This window comes from Mesorhizobium sp. M4B.F.Ca.ET.089.01.1.1, from assembly GCF_004022605.1.
Taxonomy (GTDB): domain Bacteria; phylum Pseudomonadota; class Alphaproteobacteria; order Rhizobiales; family Rhizobiaceae; genus Mesorhizobium; species Mesorhizobium abyssinicae.
This window is the reverse complement of sequence record NZ_RZOS01000705.1, coordinates 1-1,994: the sequence shown is the minus strand read 5'-3', so window position 1 is coordinate 1,994 and position 1,994 is coordinate 1. Positions and strand designations below refer to the sequence as shown.

General features: G+C 67.6%; 2 protein-coding genes. One reads left to right on the top strand and one right to left on the bottom strand.

Annotation, left to right across the window (positions count from 1 at the left end; genetic code table 11):
* Nucleotides 1–1,076 (top strand): 4-aminobutyrate--2-oxoglutarate transaminase (gabT, locus tag EN780_RS32955; RefSeq protein ID WP_128276354.1); only part of this gene is annotated, 1,076 nt, incomplete at its 5' end.
* Between the two features lie 108 nt (nt 1,077–1,184).
* On the opposite strand, the gene EN780_RS32950 is transcribed toward gabT, so the two are convergent.
* A partial coding sequence (locus EN780_RS32950; protein ID WP_133372835.1) for an FAD/NAD(P)-binding oxidoreductase occupies nt 1,185–1,994 on the bottom strand: 810 nt, incomplete at its 5' end.

Here is a 1,994-nt window from a genome sequence, read left to right as displayed (position 1 = left end):
AGCTCGATCGCTTCACCCACCCCTGCCACCAGGTCGTGCCCTATGAGAGCTATGTCAGGCTGGCCGAACGGCTGAACGCCCTGCTGCCCGGCAAGTTCGACAAGAAGACGATCTTCGTCACTACTGGCGCCGAGGCGGTCGAGAATGCGGTCAAGATCGCCCGCAACGCCACTGGCCGCCAGGCCGTCATCGCCTTTTCCGGCGGCTTCCACGGCCGCACCTTCATGGGCATGGCCCTGACCGGCAAGGTGGTGCCCTACAAGGTCGGCTTCGGCGCCATGCCGGCCGATGTCTTCCACGCGCCGTTCCCGGTGGCGCTGCATGGCGTCACGGTCGCCGATTCGCTCGCCGCCCTCGACAGGCTGTTCAAGGCCGATGTCGATCCCGCCCGCGTCGCCGCCATCATCGTCGAGCCGGTGCAGGGCGAGGGCGGTTTCTACGAGGCGCCGCGTGATTTCATGACCGCGCTGCGCAAGGTCTGCGACCAGCACGGCATTTTGCTGATCGCCGACGAGGTGCAGACCGGTTTTGCCCGTACCGGCAAGATGTTCGCCATGGACCATCATGAGGTGGCGCCCGATATCACCACGATGGCCAAGAGCCTGGCCGGCGGTTTCCCGCTGTCGGCGGTCACCGGACGCGCCGAAATCATGGATGCGCCCGGCCCCGGCGGACTCGGCGGCACCTATGGCGGCAGCCCGATCGGCGTCGCCGCCGCCAACGCCGTGCTCGACGTCATCGAGGAGGAAAAGCTTTGCGACCGCGCCAATGCGCTGGGCAGCAGGCTGAAGCAGCGGCTGCAGTCGATCCGCGAGGACGTGCCGGAGATCGTCGACATCAGGGGGCCCGGCTTCATGAACGCGGTCGAGTTCAACGATGTGAAAAAGGGCCTGCCTTCGGCCGAAATCGCCAATGCGGTGCGCCTCAAGGCGCTGGACAAGGGCCTGATCCTGCTCACCTGCGGCGTCTACGGCAACGTCATCCGCTTCCTGTCGCCGATCACCATCCAGGATAGCGTCATGAACGAGGCGCTCGACATTCTGGAAAGCTCGATTCGCGAGGCGCGCGCCGCGTAGCGCCAACCCTGCCTCCCCCTTGTGGGGAGGTCGGACCGAAGGTCCGGGTGGGGCTGATGCCCCCCGTCGCTTCGCAGCGACCCTTCCCACGGGGAGAGGTTGGAGCGTCTAGCCCGCAGCCCTGGCGGGCTCCTCCTGGAAGGCGGCGAGCGCCGCCTTCAGCGCATCGGGCCCGCTGGCAACTGCCTGCGGCGTCGGCGAGAAGCCGGCGCCGAGCATCTTGCGGCCAAGCATATGGTCGCCGGGGCGGTTGACGGATTCGATGCCGAGCAGCCGGCTGCCCGCATAGTGGTAGATCGAGAACTTGTTCTCGGCCAGGTCGCCCAGCACGACATGGCTGTCGCCGCCCGAGGTCAGTCCGACCATCTGCAGCTTCATGTCGCCGATATCCGACCAGAACCAGGGCACCGCCGAATAGGCGTCCGCGTGGCCAAGGATAGTGCGCGCGGCAAGCCGCGCCTGGTCGGTGGCGTTCTGCACCGATTCCAGCCGCACATCGGCGCCGGTGAACCAGTGCCGGTAGGAGGCGGCGTCGCCGATGGCGAGGATATCCGGTGCCGAGCTGCGCATCTGCTGGTCGACGCGGATGCCGTTGGCGATCGCGATGCCGGCGGCCTCGGCCAGTTCGACATTCGGCACCACGCCGATGCCGATGATGACCATCTGCGCCGGCAGCTTATCGCCGTCGGAGGTGATCGCGGCCGAGACACGGCCGCCTTCGCCTTCCAGGCCGGCAACGGTGGTGCCGGTAAGAATCCGCACGCCGATCGCTTCCAGGCGCTGCCTGACATGGCTGGCGATGACCGGCGCCACCGCTCGCCCGAGCAGCCGGTCGACGGCTTCGACGACGGTGACATTGCGCCCTGCCGCCCTGAGCGTGGCGGCGATCTCGAGGCCGATGAAGCCGCCGCCGAGGAT